10 protein-coding genes are annotated in these 19,841 nt (G+C 60.6%); 4 read left to right on the forward strand and 6 right to left on the reverse strand.

Going from position 1 to position 19,841, the window contains the following annotated elements:
• Positions 1 to 56 precede the first annotated feature (56 nt).
• From EXY20_RS10640 to EXY20_RS10655, 4 genes are all read right to left on the reverse strand, one after another.
• The gene (locus tag EXY20_RS10640) at positions 57 to 1,586 is read right to left on the reverse strand and encodes a DHA2 family efflux MFS transporter permease subunit (RefSeq protein ID WP_167859152.1); all 1,530 of its coding nucleotides are present in this window, start codon (positions 1,584 to 1,586) and stop codon (positions 57 to 59) included.
• A 76-nt stretch (positions 1,587 to 1,662) separates the two neighbouring features.
• Complete coding sequence (locus EXY20_RS10645) at positions 1,663 to 2,346, reverse strand: TetR/AcrR family transcriptional regulator (RefSeq protein WP_167859153.1); 684 nt, start codon at positions 2,344 to 2,346, stop codon at positions 1,663 to 1,665.
• Between the two features lie 69 nt (positions 2,347 to 2,415).
• Positions 2,416 to 5,100 carry a carbohydrate-binding protein gene (locus EXY20_RS10650; RefSeq protein WP_135550631.1) on the reverse strand — a complete coding sequence of 895 codons (2,685 nt, stop codon included), beginning with the start codon at positions 5,098 to 5,100 and terminating at the stop codon, positions 2,416 to 2,418.
• A 148-nt stretch (positions 5,101 to 5,248) separates the two neighbouring features.
• Complete coding sequence (locus tag EXY20_RS10655) at positions 5,249 to 9,526, reverse strand: right-handed parallel beta-helix repeat-containing protein (RefSeq protein ID WP_135550633.1); 4,278 nt, start codon at positions 9,524 to 9,526, stop codon at positions 5,249 to 5,251.
• Positions 9,527 to 9,862: 336 nt separating this feature from the next.
• Between EXY20_RS10655 and EXY20_RS10660 the strand changes: the two genes are divergently transcribed.
• From EXY20_RS10660 to EXY20_RS10675, 4 genes are all read left to right on the forward strand, one after another.
• A complete protein-coding gene (locus tag EXY20_RS10660; protein WP_235885557.1) occupies positions 9,863 to 10,813 on the forward strand; it encodes an ABC transporter permease in 951 nt (316 codons plus the stop codon).
• A gap of 20 nt (positions 10,814 to 10,833) precedes the next feature.
• Entirely contained in the window at positions 10,834 to 11,733 is a 900-nt protein-coding gene (locus EXY20_RS10665; protein ID WP_135550636.1) for a carbohydrate ABC transporter permease, read from the forward strand.
• A 77-nt stretch (positions 11,734 to 11,810) separates the two neighbouring features.
• Positions 11,811 to 13,559, forward strand: a complete 1,749-nt coding sequence (locus EXY20_RS10670; RefSeq protein WP_135550638.1) for an extracellular solute-binding protein — start codon at positions 11,811 to 11,813, stop codon at positions 13,557 to 13,559.
• Positions 13,560 to 13,760: 201 nt separating this feature from the next.
• Positions 13,761 to 15,626 carry a sensor histidine kinase gene (locus EXY20_RS10675; RefSeq protein ID WP_135550641.1) on the forward strand — a complete coding sequence of 622 codons (1,866 nt, stop codon included), beginning with the start codon at positions 13,761 to 13,763 and terminating at the stop codon, positions 15,624 to 15,626.
• A gap of 1,499 nt (positions 15,627 to 17,125) precedes the next feature.
• Here the strand turns inward: EXY20_RS10675 and EXY20_RS10680 are convergent.
• Together EXY20_RS10680 and EXY20_RS10685 are read right to left on the reverse strand one after the other, a co-directional pair.
• Positions 17,126 to 18,823 carry a response regulator gene (locus EXY20_RS10680; protein WP_167859154.1) on the reverse strand — a complete coding sequence of 566 codons (1,698 nt, stop codon included), beginning with the start codon at positions 18,821 to 18,823 and terminating at the stop codon, positions 17,126 to 17,128.
• Positions 18,824 to 18,889: 66 nt separating this feature from the next.
• Positions 18,890 to 19,828: an aldo/keto reductase gene (locus EXY20_RS10685; RefSeq protein ID WP_135550645.1), complete on the reverse strand. Its 939-nt coding sequence runs from the start codon at positions 19,826 to 19,828 to the stop codon at positions 18,890 to 18,892.
• Positions 19,829 to 19,841: the final 13 nt, after the last annotated feature.

Raw genomic sequence — 19,841 nt, forward strand, 5'->3', positions numbered from 1 at the left:
GCGACATCTACTTCTCTATCCGGGACACGCATCTCCTGGATGGTTTGGCTTGATGTCTACACCATGTTCGCCGGAACGTTCGTTTCGGACGACGAGCTCGCCTTTTTCCTATTTTTCAGGAAAGCCATTGTCAACAAGAGCCCGAGTATCGCAATGCCGCCGCTTGCCCACAGCATGGCATCCATCCCGCTGGCGAAGGCGCTCTGCACCGCGGCCAGCAAGTCGGCGGATTTCATCTGCTTGGCGACGGCGACGCCTGCCGTTACATTGGTCCGCATCGCTTCCGCGGCTTCACCCGTTACCTGAGCCGCCGGCAATCCGCCGCGGTAAGCGGCGTTCAGAATCGCGCCAAGCAGCGCGACGCCAAGCGTGCCGCCGACTTGCCGCATCGCCATCGTCAGCGCCGAACCGACGCCGCTGCTGCCCGGCGGCAGTGCGCCGAGCGCCGCATCCATCGCCGCAGGCAGCGCGAAGCCGATTCCGACACCGCCAAGCGCTACCCAAAACGCGATATACCCGTATCCCGTCGAAACGTCGGTCAACGCGCCAAGTCCGAGTCCGACCGCCATCAACAAGAAGCCGATTCCGACGATCGCTTTGTCACCCAAGCGAGCGACCAGTTTGCCGGATAGCTGCGCGCCCACAATCAATCCGCCGATAAGCGGTAAAATGCGCAATCCCGTCGTTTGCGAATTGACGCCGTTCACCGCTTGGAAGAAGAGCGGCAATCCGAACAGCACGCCGAACATCGCGCAGTTCACGAGCGTAGCAAGCGAAGCTCCCCAAGCAAAGCGCGGTTCCCGGAACAACTCCAGCCTCACGAGCGGATGGGCGGCCTTGCGTTGGCGCCAAACGAACGCGGCGAGCAACAGAACGCTCACAATAACAAATACAATCGTTCCCGAATCTCCCCAACCCTTGTCTCCCGACCTCGTCACCCCATATGTCAATGCGGCCAATCCCCCGCCAGACAACAGCATGCCCGGGATATCCGCCTTAATACGGTCGCTGCCCCGACCTCGCGGCAGCAATATCGCAACGGCAACCAAGGCAATCGCTACGATCGGCACGTTAATCCAAAAAATCGATCCCCACGCATACCGATCCAGCAGCCATCCGCCCAGAATCGGTCCCAGCGGCATGCCGAGCGCGGTCGCCGTCACCCAAATCCGCATCGCCTTCGGCCGCTCTTCGTCCGTAAACAAGACGGACAGCATCGACAACGAAACCGGCATCATAAGCGCCGCTCCCAAACCAAGCACGGCTCTTGCCGCAATAAGAAACCCCGCATTCGCGGCAAGCGCGCAAGCGACCGATGCTCCGCCGAACAAGAGCAAGGCGGTCAGCAGCACTTTTTTGCTTCCGAACCGGTCCCCGAACAATCCAGCCGGCAATAACATCGCCGCGAGCACCAGGTTATAGGCGTTGGCAAACCACTGCAGCTGACTTGTCGTCGCCTGAAGATCCTCCGCCAGAGCGGGCATCGCCAAATTGAGCACCGTCATATCCAGCCCGATCACCAGCAGGCTTAATGCCAGCACGCCGAGGATCCACCATCTTTTCGTACTGCTTTGAATGTCTTTCATTTCGCTTCTCCTCCTCATCATAATCTAACTAGTTAGTTAGTTTTGACTAAAAAGAAACGCCGACCCCAGCGAAAGGCTAAAGGTGCGACGGATTCATCAACCCGCTGACGACGAAGCGCGCGATTTGCTCCTTGGCTTGTTCCATATTCTGGCCGTTACGGGTATCAAGCTCGATTCCGGTGATTTTGAGCCGATATAATGACATCGCAGTAAAGAAGACATTCGACATGAGGAAGATCGAGAAATAAACCGGATCGAGATCGGAACGAAGCAATCCGCTTTCCTTGGCCTTCTTCGCAATTCCAAGGAAAAACGTATGATCGTCCGGACGATACGTGATTTGATTCCACGTTTTCCACTCTTCCGCCGCTTCCCAGGCGAATATTTTCAAGAACCGGGGATGATCGAGCAGAAATTGAAACGAATGCCTCACGATCATATCCAAATAGTGCTTGAATTTCGTTGCGTCGGTCGTGAGCGAATCGTCCTCCTGCAATTGCCCGATTACATCTCCGAGCACGCGATCCCCGAGCTGGTCCGCCCGCTTGACGACTTCGGTGTAGAGGCCGATTTTATCCTGATAATATTGATAGATGAGGCTTTTATTGTAGCCGGAAGCTCGGGCAATCGCATCGATCCGCGCGGCGGAATAACCATGCTCCGCGAATATTTCCTCCGCCGCATCCAATATGGCTTCCTTCGTCCTGGTGGCATCGTATGTCTTCTTCGTTCTCGCCGATTGCTCTGACGTAGGATTCACCTCTTGCGCACGGATTTTATAACTAACTGGTTAGATTATAGTAAGAGCCGTGCCCGTTGTCAAGATCTTTCACCCAACGGCAGCCGGCAGCTCCGGCTTCCACAGCCCGCAGTCGTCGACGACGGCGAACAGGTGGCCGACGTTTTCGATCGCGACGGTCACTTCCGTTTCGTCCGGGCCGGTCGTAAACGCCAGCTTGTCGCCGCCGGACTCCCAGTTGTACTTGCACACCGTCCGCGAAGCGATGACCGCGCCGTCCCGCCCGAGCACGTGCATGCGCACATCGCCGCCACTGCAGTGCATGATCGAAGGGTACACCTTGAAGTTGTCGAACAGGCAGCTTCCCGCCTTCGCCACGATCACAATATCGTGCACGCCCTTCGGATGCGGAGACGCAATCGGCACGGTGAAATACCGCCAGCTCTCGTAATAATCCTCCGTCTGCTGCACGGTGCCAAGCAGCGGCCCGTCGACGCTGTCGAGCCGCGCTTCGATGACGAGCGGGCCGGCGATTTTGGTCAAGCCGATCGCCAGCGAGTTGTACTTGCCGTATTTGCCGAAGTCGATGTCCTTGTACGACAGCCAATCGCCCGGCTGCAGCGGCCCGATGTACCGCGAGTCGCGGTAGACCGCGTAGCCGCCGCCTTCGCCCCGGTCCCACGCCGCACCCGCGCGGCAGTCGTCGTAGTCGACGGCGAGCCGGTACGCACCTTCGCTCTTGATGCCCGCCCAGAACACGTACGCCGTGTTCGGCAGCAAGCCGCTCGCCTTCTGCTCGATCCGCTCCCCTTGGCCGAGCATCGCCGCGTACTTGTTGCTGCGCACCACAGTGGCGTAGCCGTTCGCGCTGTAATCCCAGGCGCAGCCGAACACCACCCGCGGACTGCCCTTCGCGGGCGTCCAGCCCCCCCACTCGCCGCGCTCGAAGCCGCCGTTGGACAGCTTGCTGTTGTTCTCCACATTCGCAAACTGCAGCGACACCTCCGGCCGCCGGCTGAAATCGTGCCCCGGCACCCAGTACGGTTCGCCGCTCTGGTACGCGCCGAGATCGGGCGCTGCGCCGCCCGCAGCGCCGGCGATACCCGGCACATACCGCCCGGCCCCAACCGCCGGCGAATCCGGCCGCAAGCGAAAATCATGTCCCTCCGGATCGACAAAACCCGCTTCCGCATCGGTCAGGTTATGCGAATACAGCGCCTCGTCATTCCACTTGGTAATCCGGCCCGAGTCGAAAATATTGTTGACCACATGGCTGCCCGTCATTTGCTGGATCGCAAACACGTCCATCTGGGCGGCGCCGCTGCGATAAAACGTATTGTTGTACAGCAGCGTGCGCTGGTTCGGGTTGTTGATTTGCAGGCCGCGGTTCGGAATGTTAAAGACAACGTTGCGGTAAGCGGTCACCCCGCTTGTCCAGGCGTCCATATAGAAGCCGAAGCTGAACGTGCGCGACTCGTTGTCGTGCATCCAGTTGTGGTGCACTTCGGTGTTGTCGTAGTCGGTATTGAACAGGAAAATGATGCCGGAATCCTGGGTCAGGATGTTGGCATGCGAAATGTCGTTGTACTGGATGACGGAGCGGGCGAAAATCCCGGAAATGTGCGTACGCCCCGCGCGTGTGATCGTGTTGTGGCTGACGAGATGGTTTTCGCCTTCGATCCACAGCATGCTGGCATAGGACGCTTCATAGTTGCCATCATGAATATAGCAATTGATCAGGCTGTTGCGCTTCCCGGAAAAGCTGACGCCAATGCCTTCGAAGCGGCTGATTTCGCTTTCGCGGATGACGTTGTTGCTGCCGCCGAACGCGATCCCCTTCGTTACGCCGTACAACGACTGGCGCGTGCCAAAATAACGGTCGATCGCGCACACATTCAGCCGCGACAGCGTGCAATGATGCGCATCCACCGTTGTAATCGAAGCGGCGCGAACGTCGACGCCGTCGATTTCGATATAAGCGCAGCCGCGCAGATCGAACGCGTACTCCCGACGTTTCGCTTCCGCCTCCAGTTGCTCCGGCCTCATCCCTTCCGGCACGCGCACGTACAACTGCCCTTCGTCACCGTCGTGGAACCACTGCCTGTCGCCGCAAAGCGCTTTCGGCGAACGCGTAATCCAGTAGCGGTTGCCTGCGTGGGCGTAATAACACGAATCGCTGCTCACCCACGGATCGTGATAAATCGTGCCGTCCTGGAAATCGCGGATGACCGCGGTCGACATGAAGTAGCCGACGCCGCTCACGCAGGCCACGATGGCGCCGTTCCAGTAGCCGTCGGGAAACGAGCGCAGGTCCTCGTCGAACAGCGAAAACAGCGCGCCGCCGCTTTCGGCGGCGTCGACAACGGCGTACGACGAACCGTCCAGCCGGTCGGCGATCGGCGGCCAAGACGCTTCGGAGGCCAGTTCGCCGTTCAGGAATACGATGTTGCCGTTGCCTTCGCGAAGGCTCCAGTCCATCGCCGCCTTGTAAACGCTTCCTTCATGGTGCGACCAACCGCCGACCGGATCGCATCCGTCGACGACGATACGTTCGCCGGCGATCGCTTCGAACCGGATCGGGCGCACCTTCGTTCCCGAACGGGCCGGGGCGACCGTCTCGCGGTAAACGCCGCCGCGAATGCGGCACGTATCGCCCGCCGCCATCACTTCCGCGGCCCGGCCGATCGTCCGGAACGGCGTCTCGAGCGAACGCCCGTCGTGACCGTCATTTCCTTGCGGGGACACATAATAAACGTAGCCGGTAGTATCGGACATAGAACGTTCACTCCCTTAACGTTATACAAAGGAGCCGCTGCGGAAGCGGCTCCGGTACCCCTATCGTAACGAATCCGTAAAGCCCGCGAAATAATAATAACTTTGACTATTAACAGTAATTATGAGTCGAGTGCCGCGCACCCGCCGCTCATTCGTAATGGATCTCCACGTTGCCGATTTGCGGCGACCACACTTCGTGATTGCCGTTTGCGTTCCATTCCACTTTCAAATAGCCGGTATTCGCCGGCAGCGAAGCAACCGCATAACGGACATGGTTGAACGCCCCGCTCGTCGTCGTCAGCGTCGCCGTTACCGGCTGATACGACACGTTGTCCGCCGACGCGTACAGATTAAGCGTCTCCGGCGCGAAGGTCGACCCTACCCACAAGTCGATCGTCGCCGACGTTATGTCGCCGGGCGTGCGATACACGATGTACTCCTCCGCTTTCGTCGTGCGGATGAGCCGCGCGGCATCGCCGCCGAAGCCGGACGGCGAAGTGGTGTCGACGTACAGGCTGTTTTTGTACAAATAGATATTGCTCGTGTCCGCCATGTCGTCGATCAGCGTTTTGTCGCCGGCGGCCGGCTTGCCGTAATCGATGTCGACCTGGCTGATTTGCGGCGTCCACAGCGCGGTCGTGCAGCAGCTGCCCCAGCCGATCTTCAGGTACTTCGTGCCGGAGGGCAGCGACGACGACGAATACGCCACCGTGTCGAAGAAGCCCGGCGTCACCGTGACAGTCGGCGAAAACGCCGTATAGGTCGTGCCGTCGGGCGATGTAAAGAAACGGAGCCGATCGCCGGAAGCGCTCGGGTAGGCGAACGTGGTCACATTGAACGAGCTCATCTGCCCCCACTGCGCCTTGTACACAAAGCTTTCGTCCGCCATCGTGGTGCGGTACAGCCGCGACGCGTCCCCGAGCAGCGGCAGCGACTGGTCAAACGCCAGGTTCGCGGAATGCGAATCCATGCGGGTGAAATCGTCCAGCGGATCGGTCAGATGCGACGTCGTGCGCCCGTAGCCGAAATCGATGCCGCCGATTTGCGGCGTCCACAGCTGGGTCGTGCAGCAGCCCGCCCACGACACCTTCAAATAAACCGCCCCGGCCGGCACCTCCGTTGACGAATACACCACATGCATCCAATCGCTGCCGTCGGTCGTCACCGTTGGCGTAAACGGCGTATACGTCACCCCGTCAAGCGACGTCGAAAGGGTGAGGCGATCGCCCGGCGCCGACGGCCAATTGTACGTATCCAGCTTGAAATCGTTAATTTCGCCGAACGGCGCTTTCCAGACGATATTTTCGTCCGTAAACGACGAGCGGTACAACCGCGACGCATCGCCGCCAAAATAGGACGGTCCGTACGTATCGAGGATCACGCTGGATGTGTGCGAATACAGCTTGTTCAAATCGTCCAGCGTATCGACGACCCGGCCGTAATCGTTGCGGTAATCGATCGTAATGCGGGTGATTTCCGGATAATAGTACGAATGGCCGCCGTCGAATGCGATTTTCAGGAACCGCGCGCCGTTCGGGAAGGACGACGCCGAGTAGCGGATTTTTTTCAGGAAGCCGCCCAAATCTTCCCGCTGCGCGGCAACCGGCGTGTAGTGATCGCCATCCACGGACGCATAAAACAGCAGCCCTTCGTCCGAATAAGCCGGGTCGACGTCGACGTACATCTCGAGCGTAAACGAAGCAAGATCCTCCGGCGTCCGGTAAACGAAGCTTTCGTTCGTCGGGTCGGGGAAACGGATCAGCCGCGTGTCGTCATCGCCGAACCATTCGGGATTATAACCTCGCGAGTACAAGTTGCCAGTATGGGAATACATTTTCGTAAAATCGGCCATTTCGTCGACGATCGTGCCGGCGTGCGACGGCTCGAACGTTTTTTTCATCAGCGAAATGTCGTCCACGTACGCGTAACCGCCCGTCGTCGGTTTGTACACGTAAACGGTGGCGCTCGTTTCCCCGGGCCCGGTGTTGAACGCCAGTGTTTTGCCGGCGAACGTCGTGGCGTCGAACTCCATGTAATGGTTGCCGCTGTAGGTGCCCTTGATGCCGATCCGCACCTTCTGGTCGGTCGTGACAACATGGCCGTACCCTTTCAGCTCATACGTGGTGTTCGGCTCAAGCCCCGTAATCGTCTGCTCCAGTCCGTCCTCGCCCGCGCCGAGCCGCGCGCCGACGCCCAAATAATCGTGCGCGTAATACTCCTCCGCCTTGGTCGTCAGCTTGTCGACGAAGCCGAAGCCGGTTTGGTCGTACGTCTTCGTCCAACCGTAAAGCGAGCCGTTCGCCAGGTAAATGTTCGGGTTCAGCTCGGCGAGCCGGGCTTGCGGCGCGTCGAACGAGCCGTCGGTCGCCGTCAGCAGGTTCGCGAATTCGGTCGTCGTCAGGCTGTACGTCGGGTTCGGCGGCGAAGCAAAATTGCGCCCTGCCGTCCACGCCGGCACGCCATACTCGAATGCGCCCTGGTCCGGCGCGTTGCCCGTGTACCCGGTCGTGATGTTTGCGACCGGCTTGCCGAAGTCGATCGCCGGCGACGTCGCCTGCAGCGTGAAGTCGCCGTGCGCCGGATCGACGAACTTCGGATCGCCGGACAGCAGGTTGTTCGACACGTCGGCGGCGTTGCTTTTGCTGTTGTCGAACTTGTCGACGGCGATATTGTTGACGTAGCGGCTGCCGTAGCCTTCCGGCTTGGTGAACGACGAACTCCAGAAGCTCGACGGCGCGTAAGTCGTGTTGTTGTACACCTGGGCAAAATCGGTCGGCCCGTTCAAATAAATCGCCGACATCCCGGTCCCTTCCGGGTTGTTGGTGCCGATATTGTAAATGAGATTATGGTGGATGAGCACGTTTTTGTACGGGCTGTCGATGTAGATGCCCGCGGCCATGTTCGGCGTGTTCGCCTGCACGTCGTGGATGCGGTTGTGGTGGATTTCCGAATTGCCGCCGTCGTACAGCGCCACGTAAATCGCCCCGCCGTCGTTGCCGAGCATGTTCGTTTCGTACAGATCGTTGTACTGGATCACGTTCTTGTACATCCGCCCGGAGATCGCAGCGCGCGCCGTATGGTAAATCGTGTTGTGGCTGATCAGATGCTGCTGTCCGTTCATCGTAATGCCGCCGAGCAGGCTGTTGAACGTTTGCGGGCCGTAGTTGCCTTCGTGCAGCTCGTTGTTGACGATGCTGTTCGACGTGCCGAACAGCGTCACCAGGCTGCCGGCGCTGTAGGCGACCGTGCTGTTGCGCAGCGTGTTGTGGTCGCCGCCGAGCACGATGCCCGCTTTCTCCGACGTCAGCATGCCCTGGCTGAAATCAATGACGAAATCCCGCTCCTGGTGGAACACGTACTTGGCATTGATGCCGTCGATTTCGTTGTAGGAGCCGCCGACCTGGATCGTACAGGCGAACAGGTTCAGCCCTTTCACCTTGATGTAGGAACGCGCCGACAAGTCGAAGCAGTTGTCGCGAGCCTTGTATTCGACGACATGGCCGGACGGATTGTCATTGGCCGGCGTCTGCAGGTACAGCTTCGTCCCGCTGCTGTCGTAATACCATTCGCCCGGATAATCGAGCGCCCCGAGCTTGCCGGACAAATAATAACGGCCGTCGATGCCCGGCAGCCCGTCAAGCATTTTCAGATGCTCGAGGTTCAGCGTGCTTTTCGTGCCGTCGTGCGTGTAGCTGGCCACGTCGGCGCCGCCCGGTCCCCACGAGTACGGGCCGAGCACCCAGACGGCGGCACCGTTCCAGAAGCCGGTCGACTGCGTCAGCGCCGTATCCTGGATGACGGCCGTCTGTTCCGAGTCGTCCCCGTCGGAAGGCGGCGGCGTCAGCATGGACGTCGGAATTTCCGTCGGCGACGGCGTGACCGATGGTGTCGGCGTCGCCGACGGGGTCGGGGTAGGCGACGGCGTGACGACCGACAGCGTCGGATTCAGTTCGTTGCCGACCGGCGTGTTCGGCCAGCGCGCCAGGTTCATCATCTGGCCGTCGACGAACACCTGGTTGCGCCATTCGCCCATGCCAAGCGTTGCCGTCGCCCGGTACACGCTGCCGCTGGATACGCTCCAGGCGGCCGAACTGACGACGTCGGCGCCGCTGACAGTCACCGTTGCGCCGGACGCCGGCTCGAACGTGATCATGTTGCCGGCCGTGCCCGTATGCGACGGCACTACCGCTTCGCGGTACGTACCCGTCTTGATCCGGCACGTGTCGCCGGCGGCGGCGACAGTCGCGCATTTCGCGATCGTCTTCCACGGGCTGGACGAGCTGCCGCTGCCCGTCGTGTCGTTGCCGGCCGTGCCGTCAACGTAATAAATCGCGCCTGCCGCCGACACCCGGCTTGGCGCGGCCGGCACGAACAGCGCGCTTGCCAGCGCGACCAATACTACGACCAATAGAAACTTCCTGTGCATCATCATTACCTCCCCAATCGGATTTGGCTTATGGACCAGCTGCGAAAGCTTCCTCCCATCGTCCGCGCGTGCGCGGCCTTCCCGCCTCCTTTCCGCCAGATACGCTTGTCTGGATGCGCTTACAAATTGGCAGTTTCAGGATACCTAACGCGCCGCCCGAAAAAAATAGCACTAATTTCGACTCTTAACACGATCTATGAATCATCTCCGCCCCGCAGCCGCCCCTTGCGCATTCGACCTATAATTAGTGCTAAATCTCAAAGTTTTTATTATTTGCCGCAGCAAGGCGATTCGGTATAGTGATTTTGTAATCGCTACCATGAACCGCTTACATGCTTGTATGTCAAAGGGGAGGTTCCTATCGCCACGAGAACCGCTTTACGCTCGCGCCATTCGGGCTTTCGGCTGTTCCTGCTCACACTGCCGTTTCTCGCGCTCGTCTTTCTGTTCGCTTACCTGCCGCTTTACGGCTGGGTATACGCCTTTTTCGACTATCGCGCCGGGATGAAGCTGCACGACACCCCGTTCGTCGGTTTCAAGCATTTTCTCGAGCTGGCCGACAACAAAATTGTGCGCGACGATCTGTTCCGCGTGCTGAAGAACACGTTCGCGATCAGCTTTCTCGGCATCCTTACGGCGCCATTGCCCGCGTTGTTCGCCATCCTGCTTTCGGAGATCAAGGCAAGGAAGTTCAAAGGTTTCGTGCAGACGCTGACCACGCTGCCGAACTTCATCAGCTGGATTCTGGTGTATTCGGTCGTCTGGGCGATGTTCTCCGTCGGCGACGGCTTTATCAACCGATTGCTGCTGTCCGTACACGCCATCGACACCGAAATCAACTTCCTTGCCTCCTCCGACCACGTCTGGCTGACGATGCTCGGCTACTCGTTGTGGAAAGGGCTCGGCTGGAGCGCCATCATCTATTTGGCGGCGATCAGCTCGATCGATCCGGAAATGTACGAAGCGGCCACGATCGACGGCGCAGGCCGGTTCCAACGCATCCGCTACATCACCGTGCCGGGGCTGCAGTCGACGTTTTTCGTGCTGCTGCTGCTGTCGGTCGCCAACTTCATCAACAACGGCTTTGACCAGTACTTCGTGTTCCAGAACCCGATCAACAAGGAGCACATCGAAGTGCTCGACCTGTACGTGTACAACCAGGGCATTCTCGGCACCGGCATTTCGTACGCCACCGTCGTCAGCATCCTGAAGTCGGCCGTCAGCATCGCGCTGCTTTTTTCGGCCAACGCCATCTCGCGCCTTGTGCGCAAGGAATCGATCATTTAACGTCAAAGGCGGTATAACGAATGATACAGGAGAAACCGACCGTCGGCAGCGTGCTTTTCTCGATCGCCAATATCACCTGGTTCGTGCTGTTCACCTTGCTCTGCGTCTTTCCGTTCTACTATATTTTCATCAATACAATCAGCGACAACCATCTGGCAGCCACGGGCAAAATATTGCTGCTGCCCCGGGGCATCCATTTTCAGAATTATGTCAAGGTGTTCCAGATTCGCGGGCTCGGGCAAGCCGCTCTCGTCTCCGTCGCGCGTACAGTCATCGGCACCGGGCTGACGCTGATCGGCTCGGCATTTCTCGGCTACGCCTTCTGCCGCAGCGAATACTGGATGCGCAAGTTCTGGTACCGGTTCGTCGTCGTCAGCATGTACTTCAACGCCGGCCTCATTCCGTGGTTCATCGTGATGAAAAACCTCGGCATGATCAACAATTTCGCCGCCTATATTTTGCCTACGGTCGTGTCCGGCTTCTATGTCATCCTGTTCAAAACGTACGTCGAACAGCTTCCGCCGTCGCTCGAAGAATCGGCGCAAATCGACGGGGCCGGCTACGTCGTCCGCTTCAGTCGGATCGTGCTGCCGCTGTCGACACCGATCATCGCCACCATCGCCGTGTTCACCAGCGTCGCGCAGTGGAACTCGTTCACCGACACGCTGTTTCTGATGAAAAAATCCGATCTGTTCACGCTCCAATACTTGCTGTACCAATATTTGAGCGAAGTGAACGCGCTGGCGCAAATGTTCCGCACCCAGGCGCAGACGGGCATGCTGAATCCGGCGCTCGTGCTGACGCCCACCTCGATCCGCATGACGGTATCGATCGTCGTCGTGCTGCCCATATTGCTCGTTTATCCGTTTATGCAGCGTTATTTTGTCAAAGGCATTCTGATCGGCGCGGTCAAAGGGTAAGGCAACGTGAATTCGGGAAAGGCAACCTGCGGCGTTCGCGCTGCTTGCACGATTGCAAATCAAGGGAGGATAAACAGATGAACAACCGGAAATACCGCCAGACAGCGACCGCCTTGGCGCTGCTCGTCGCCGTCGCCGCCAGCGGCTGCACCAAATCGTCGTCGTCCGGCACGGACGCAAGTCCGTCCGCTTCGGCCGGCGCGTCGAAAAGCCCTTCCGCCTCGGCGTCCTCGGCCCCGGCCAAAACGGTCAACCTGCAAGTGTTCAGCATGCCGACCAACTTCTCGGGCGCGGTGACCGGCTGGTGGGCCGACGTGCTGAAGGAGAAGGTCGGGGTCAAGCTGGAAATTTTGCCTTCGGGCGACCAGGGCGAACAGAAGCTGCAGGCGCTGATGGCCGGCGGCGAGCTTCCCGACATCGTCGTGTTCAAGACGCAGCAGCAGGTCGAAGACGCGGTCAAGGCGAACCTGCTCGTCAACCTCGACGAATATATCGCCAAGCTGCCGAACGCGGCCAAAAACGCGTCGACCGCGCTGCAATACTACCGCGATACCGCGAGCAACGGCACCGGCAAGCTGTACGCGATTCCGAACAACGTCGGTCCGGCGCTGATCGGCGCCGAGCTGAACTACGGCCCTTACTTGCGCTGGGATCTCTATAAGCAGCTCGGCATGCCCGAAGTGAACAAAGTGGAGGACTACTTGCCCCTGCTCAAAAAAATGCAAGACCTCGAGCCGAAAAACAAGGACGGCCAAAAAACGTACGGCTTCACGCTGTGGAAAGACTGGGACAGCATCGCCATGCTGCTGAGCGGCATGCCGTTGACCGGCATCGATTCCGGCGACCCGTCGCTGCCGTTCCTGCAAGTCAACTATTTGAACAATGAGACGAAAAGCATTCTCGCACCGGACAGCGAATACATCCGGATGCTGAAGTTCTACTATACGGCGAACCAGATGGGGCTCGTCGATCCCGACTCGCTGACGCAGCGCTACGAAAGCGCGCTGGAGAAAGCGAACCAGGGCCGGGTGCTGCTGTCGTGGTGGCCGTGGTTTTCCGGCGGCTATAACACCGCACATGTCAACGACGATCCGGTCAAAGGCTTCCGTCCGGTGTTCTCCAAAGACATGCGGCCGTTCAAGCCGGGCGACGCGCCGTTCGGCGAAACGTGGGCGATCGGCATCGGCAAGTCGACCAAAAACCTCGACGCCGCGCTCGCTTACGTCGATTTCAACTACTCGTTCGAAGGCAACCAACTGCTGATCAACGGGCCGAAAGGCGTCATCTGGGACCTCGACAGCAACGGCCAGCAGTACGTCACCGATCAGGGCTGGGACATTCTGACGAACAACAAAGACATGCCGGGCGGCGGCAAGCTGGTGGACGCCTACTCGGCGGTGCGCAGCAGCGGCGGGCTTTCCGCGGCGACGATCGACCCGACCTACAAGCAGCCGATCCACTACGGCATCTGGCCGAGCACGCTGCAGCACAACCCGAACAAGCTCGATCAGGACTGGCAGAAGACGACCGGCTACAAAACGACCGTCGCCATGCTGGAAGACAAGAAGCTGACGTCCAGCAACTCGCTCGCTTCCAAGCTGATCCCGACGATGTCCGACGACATGACAACGCTCAAGAACAAAATCGGCGACGTGGTCAAAACCGATTCCTGGCTTGCCGTGTTCGCCAAGAACGACGCCGAATTCCAGAAAATCGTCGACGACATGCGCAAGAAAGCCGAAGGCCTCGGCTTGCAGAAGCTGCTCGACCTCGGCAACGCCAACTGGAAAACGGCGCTGGAGAACGCGAAGAAGTACAATAAGTAAGCGTTGTGCGGCGGGCGGGAGGCAGTCAGCGGCGGGATAGCGACAGGCGTTCCGCCGTTGACGGTGCCCGTCTTGGCGGGCTATGATGAAGGATGACAGATCAATAGCGAGGCGGACATCCCCTTTTTTGCGAAAAAGGTAGATGTCCTTCTTTGTTTGCCGGGTACAATCGGGACACGGGACGGGACGGGGGTGCGGCGGATGGCGGGCAACGGAATCGGATGGCGCAGGTGGCGCGGATGGCGGCCGGCGCGGAAGCGGCTGCAGGTTCGTTTTTACAACCGGCTGATGCTGTATACGACGCTGATCTTTCTGGCGGTCGCTTATTTGCTTGCGTTTCTGGCGGCCCGCTACGCCACCCAGCTCGAAGCGGTCAAGCAGCTGCAGCAAAGCCGCGACGCGCTGAGCGCGGTGTTCGGCTATTACGAGCGGAAGAACGACAACTTCCTCAACATCGTGTACACGCTGTACGATACCGAAGACATTTACGCCACGATCAGCGAAATGCTCGAATCCCCTTCCGACGCCGAATACGAAAACAACGCCCTCGTAAAGCAGCAAGTCGTGCGCACGATGGCCGGACTTGCCGTGCAGGACCGGGACATTTCGTCGATTGTGCTGTTCAAAAATTTGACCGGTTCGCTTTACGTGTACAACACGAGCAAACATTTCCTCGAACGCGTCGGGCCGGACTATCCGCTCTACGCGCAGATGAAGCAGATGGCGTCCGGGCGCTACATTACCGGCACCCGCACCGTCGTCAGCGGTTCGATGGCGCAGATGGCGTACGGCATCTCCGGCACGCTCGGCAGCAAAAACATCCGGCTGATGGCCGGCCAACTGCTGATCGAATACAATACGCAGGCGATTGAAAATATTTTTCAGGAGTACGCCGGCAAAACGTTGGGGCAATTCGTGATCGTCTCAGGGAGCGGGGACGTTGTTTTTAATTCGGAGGGCGGGTATGGCGGGGAGCCGTACAGTCAGTTGGATGTGCTGAAGGATGGCGCCGAAAGTGCGACGATTGACGGCAAGCGCTACTACGTGCAGACAATCGTCAACGACAAGCGGGACTATATCGGGGCCAACCTTGTTCCGAAGGAAGAAGTCGACCGCAAAAGCGCCTATGCGCGGCGGCTCATCTACGCCGTGTTTACGGCGCTGGCGTTCGTCTGCGTCGTGCTCTACACCGCTGCCGGCACGTTCGTGTCGCGGCGCGTGAACGAGCTGATCAAGGGGATGAAACGAATCAGCACGAACCATCTGAGCTACCGCATCCCGCTGCCGAAGCGCAGCGACGAATTCGCCGAAATTGCCGCCCGCTTCAATCTGATGTGCGACGAGTTGCAGCTGATCATCCACCGCGAGTACATCAGCGAGTTGAAGAAGAAGAACGCCGAGCTGAACGCGCTGCAGGCCGGCATCAATCCGCATTTCCTGTACAATACGCTGGAAGCGATCCGGATCAAGGCGTCGGACGACGGCAACCGCGACATCGCCGAAATGATCGTGCTGCTCGCGCATCTGTACCGCAGCGTCGTGCGCGACCGCACCTTCATCCCGGTGCGCAAGGAGATCAGCATGTGCGATATGTATCTGCATATCTTCTCGCTGCGGTACGCGAGTTGCCTCGAGTACGACATCAACGTCGAGCACCGCGTGATGGAGTACGGCCTGCCGAAAAATTTGCTGCAGCCGATCGTCGAAAACTACTTTGTGCACGGCATCGGCGGCGGCAGCGGCGAAGCGGGCGAAGGCAGCCGATTTCTTATCGAAGGCCGCCTGGAGGAAGGCGATATCGTGTTCCGCTTCGAGGACAACGGGCGCGGCATGAGCGAGGAGCGGCTCGACGCGGTGCGGCGGCGGCTGGACCAGGCGGCGGCGCAAGCGGACGCAGGCTACGGCCTCGCCAACGTGCACGAGCGCATCCGGCTCGTTTACGGCGAGCCGTACGGCTTGAGCGTGGAGAGCCGGCTTAGCCGCGAAACGCGCATCACCGTACGGATCGCGGCGCTCAGCTGCGAGGAGCTGGAACGCCGGCTGCTCGCCAGCGGCGAGGCGGGCTGAGCGCGCCGTTGGCGCAGGTGCGGGTAAAGCCGTGGCCGCAGCGGGGGCTCAGCGCAGGTTACACTGGGGCAAAACTAGCTACTCGGGCGGGCGCGGTACTGGGGCAAAACTAGCTACTCGGGCGGGCGCGATACTCGGGCAAAACTAGCTACTGGGGCGGGCGCGATACGGGGGCAAAACTGGCTACTCGGGCGGGCGCGATACGGAGGCAAAACTAGCTGCTCGGGCGGGCGCGATGCGGGGGCAAAACTAGCTACCCGGGCGGGCGCGATACGGGGGCAAACTAGCTACTCGGGCGGGCGCGATACTCGGGCAAAACTAGCTGCTCGGGCGGGCGCGATGCGGGGCAAAACTAGCTGCTCGGGCGGGCGCGATACTCGGGCAAAACTAGCTACTGGGGCGGGCGCGATACGGGGGCAAAACTAGCTTCTCGGGCGGGCGCGATACGGAGGCAAAACTAGCTTCTCGGGCGGTTGCGATGCGGGGGCAAAACTGGCTACTCGGGCGGGCGCGATACTCGGGCAAAACTAGCTGCTCGGGCGGGCGCGATGCGGGGCAAAACTAGCTGCTCGGGCGGGCGCGATATACGGGGGCAAAACTGGCTACTCGGGCGGGCGCGATATACGGGGGCAAAACTGGCTACTCGGGCGGGCGCGATATACGGGGGCAAAACTGTTACTCGGGCGGGCGCGATGCGGGGCAAAACTAGCTACTCGGGCGGGCTCGATATACGGGGGCAAAACTGGCTACTCAGGCGGGCGCGATGCGGGGCAAAACTAGCTGCTCGGGCGGGCGCGATGCGCTATTTGCGCCGCGCGGGCCGCAGCGGGAGTTGCAGCGCAGGTTACATGCGCTAGACGCGCCCCGTGAGGCCTTGGCGGGAGCTGCAGCGCAGGTTACATGCGCTAAATGCGCCGCGTGAGGCCCTGGCGGGAGCTGCAGCGCAGGTTACATGCGCTAAATGCGCTGCATGCGCCGAACGAATCCACAGGTACATGCACAGCGGCATTTCGGCGAGCGGCGAGCGAAATAAGGCTGATTTCAGCCTTACAGCGGCATTTCGGCGAGCGGCGGGCGAAATAAGGCTGATTTCAGCCTTACAGCGGCATTTCGGCGAGCGGCGGGCGAAATAAGGCTGATTTCAGCCTTACAGCGGCATTTCGGCGAGCGGCGAGCGAAATAAGGCTGATTTCAGCCTTACAGCGGCATTTCGACGAGCGGCGGGCGAAATAAGGCTGATTTCAGCCTTACAGCGGCATTTCGGCGAGCGGCGAGAGAAATAAGGCTAATTTCAGCCTTACAGCAGCGTTTCGGCGAGCGGCGGGCGAAATAAGGCTGATTTCAGCCTTACAGCGGCATTTCGGCGAGCGGCGGGCGAAATAAGGCTGATTTCAGCCTTACAGCAGCGTTTCGGCGAGCGGCGAGCGAAATAAGGCTGATTTCAGCCTTACAGCAGCGTTTCGGCGAGCGGGTCCCGCCATCTGCAAAAGCAGCCTCCCTCAGGAAGGCTGCTTTTGCAGGTTTTGCCGGCGGAATTCCATCGGCGACACGCCGTACGTTTTTTTGAAGATGCGGTTGAAGTAGCTCTGGTTCGGGATGCCCACGCGCTGCACGATTTCCGCAATTCTCATGTCCGTATCGAGCAGCAGGGCACGCGACGCCTGCAGCCGCGCATGCGTCAAATAATCGTTGAAATATTTGCCCGTCTCTTCCTTGAACAGCTGCCCGAGGTAAGCCGGGCTGACATTGAAGCCGCCGGCCAAGCTTTTCAGCGACAGCTCGGCATCGTACTTCTTGTTGATCTGCTCAAGTGTCAGATGCACCAGCAAATGATAGGTGCCCTTGCGCTTGCCGATCGCCTGGATCGCCTCTTCGATCGTACGCGCCAGCCACGCCTGCAGCTCCTCGCGCGTCCGCAAAGCCGGGTAGCCGGCCAGCCGCTCGGCGAGCGTGCCGGGAAGCGCATCCGAAACGCGGCCCGATTCGATCACGGTGCGCACAAGGCACAACACGAGCGGCAGCATCCCGCCGCGCCCATCGCCGAACCGGCCAAGCGCCGGTCCAGCCGCCGGGCCGCTTGCCGGGCCACCTGCCGGGCCACCTGCCGGACCGGCTCCCGCCCCTGCACCGCCGACGCCGCAGCCGGCTCCCTCACCCGCCCCCGCATGCCGCTCGACATCCCGCTTCGCGAGCTGCAGCGCCTGGCGCAAATCCCCCTGCCGCAGCGCGGCGGCGAACTGCTGCAGCTCCATGCGCGCCTCGGCGGTCGGCAGGCCGGACGCCTCCGGTAAGCGCATACAAAACACCGCCAGCGCCTCCGGATCGAGGAACCGGTAATGGCGATAAAATACCGCCGACGCATAACATTCGCCGACGCCCGCGGATGCGGCCGCCACCGGGCTCACCGCAACGAAAGCGCGAATTCCGCGCGCCGCGGCTTCCCCGCCGAGCCGCTGCAGCGCGTCGCGCAGCTCGGCTTCGCGGCTTTCCTCCGCACACGGGCCGTGCAGCACAGCAACGACTCGCAGCGAACCGTCGATAAACACTTCGCCGGCGAATACGGGAAGAAACACGCTGCGGCACAACTCCGACAGCTCGGTCGCGCACGCGAACGGCTCGCGTCCGCCGGCGTCCGCGACGTCGAGCACGCACACCCGGTAAGCCGAAGCCGACAAATCGATGTGCAGCAGCTCGGCGCGTTCGAACAGCTCAAAATCCTGGATCGTGCCGTTCACCCAACGGTCCAGAATATTCGTGCGGAACGCGATCGCATCCGGCGGAACGGACGCGGACGCGGAAGCACGAGCGCGGGCCGTGCGGTCCCGCGCCAGATTTTCGCCGGTTTTGGCCAGCGTCTCCACAAATTCGCTTTCGTTGATCGGCTTCAGCAAATAGTTTTCGACGCCGTGTTGCAGCGCTTTTTTGACATAATCGAATTCGCTGTAGGCACTGATGACGATGCAGCGCAGCGACGGATTGACGAGCTTCGCCCGCTCGATGAGGGTAAGTCCGTCCATATGAGGCATACACACGTCGGTAATGAGCAAATCCGCCGGACGCGCCGCCATCATCGCGAGCAAGTCCTGTCCGTTCGCGGCCGTTCCGGTCAACTCCATGTCCAGCGATTCCCAGTCGACCCGGCTGCGCAATCCATGTATGACGAACGGTTCGTCGTCGACAATCATGACTTTGAACATGCTGATCCGCCCTTTCCCCCACATAGTAGCACGCGCTCTGCACCGGAACAAGATCGCCGCGCCCCTCTAAACGTCGTCCCAGCCCGCTCCTTCCGTCTCCACATTCGGGAACAGCAGCTGTCCGGCGACAAGCTCCCGCAGCCGCCGCACGTCCGCTTCGGGCAGACCGGCACCGTCGCAATAAGAGACGTTTGCCTGCAAAACGCCCACGCCGTCCGCCCCGGTCAGCGTCACGTGCACATCCGGGTGGCCCAGGCTGAAACGCATCCCCGCCTCGCTGAAGCTCCCGTCCGGCGACCGCCGGATAAAGTCGAGCCGTCCCAGCCGCTCTTCCGCTTCCGCGACCAGCTCCGGCTCCAGAAAGGCAGCCGGTTTGCCCGCCAACAGCCCCATGCCGAGCACGCTGCCGTTGATGAAGCCTTTGCCCAGCCGCGCGGCTAACGGCAGCAGCTCCTTCGCCGCGGTATCGTCGATCAGCATATACCTGGTATATGCCTGCACCGTGTCGAACTCGCCCGTACGCAGCAAACGCGCCAACCGGGCGGTATTCCGCCCGGTGACGCCGATGTGGCGAATCGCCCCCTGCTCCTGCAGCTTGCGCAGCGCCGGCAGCGTTTCGGCGAACAACAATTCATACGGCTGGATGTCCGCCTCGTGGATCTGCACCAGATCGATCCGGTCGGTGCGCAGCCGCGCCAGGCTTGCCGCCACGGATTTGATCACCTCGTCATAGGTGTAGCGCATGCCCGGCATCGCCGCTTTCGACGCCAGCACGACACGCTCCCGCTTGCCGCCGGCCAGCGCGTCGCCGATGCGGCGCTCCGACTCGCCGCCTCCGTAGAACGGCGCCGTATCGATGAACGTGACGCCGGCGTCCACCGCTTCGTCGACGACGCGCCGCGCCTCCTGCTCGCCCGTCGGCCCGAATGCGCCGGCAAGCCCGGCGCCGCCGAGCCCGAGCCGCGAGACTCGCAGTCCCGTGCCGCCGAGAACCGTGTATTCCATCGCAACCCGCCCC

The organism is Paenibacillus cymbidii, from assembly GCF_004764705.1.
Taxonomy (GTDB): Bacteria; Bacillota; Bacilli; order Paenibacillales; family NBRC-103111; genus Paenibacillus_AN; species Paenibacillus_AN cymbidii.

What these genes read in the sequence shown, in the direction of transcription:
- EXY20_RS10680 (WP_167859154.1), bottom strand. Translation starts at nt 18,823, where the DNA reads ATGTTCAAAGTCATGATTGTCGACGACGAACCGTTCGTCATACATGGA.
- EXY20_RS10655 (WP_135550633.1), bottom strand. Translation starts at nt 9,526, where the DNA reads ATGCACAGGAAGTTTCTATTGGTCGTAGTATTGGTCGCGCTGGCAAGC.
- EXY20_RS10640 (WP_167859152.1), bottom strand. Translation starts at nt 1,586, where the DNA reads ATGAAAGACATTCAAAGCAGTACGAAAAGATGGTGGATCCTCGGCGTG.
- EXY20_RS10665 (WP_135550636.1), top strand. Translation starts at nt 10,834, where the DNA reads ATGATACAGGAGAAACCGACCGTCGGCAGCGTGCTTTTCTCGATCGCC.
- EXY20_RS10650 (WP_135550631.1), bottom strand. Translation starts at nt 5,100, where the DNA reads ATGTCCGATACTACCGGCTACGTTTATTATGTGTCCCCGCAAGGAAAT.
- EXY20_RS10675 (WP_135550641.1), top strand. Translation starts at nt 13,761, where the DNA reads ATGGCGGGCAACGGAATCGGATGGCGCAGGTGGCGCGGATGGCGGCCG.
- EXY20_RS10685 (WP_135550645.1), bottom strand. Translation starts at nt 19,828, where the DNA reads ATGGAATACACGGTTCTCGGCGGCACGGGACTGCGAGTCTCGCGGCTC.
- EXY20_RS10670 (WP_135550638.1), top strand. Translation starts at nt 11,811, where the DNA reads ATGAACAACCGGAAATACCGCCAGACAGCGACCGCCTTGGCGCTGCTC.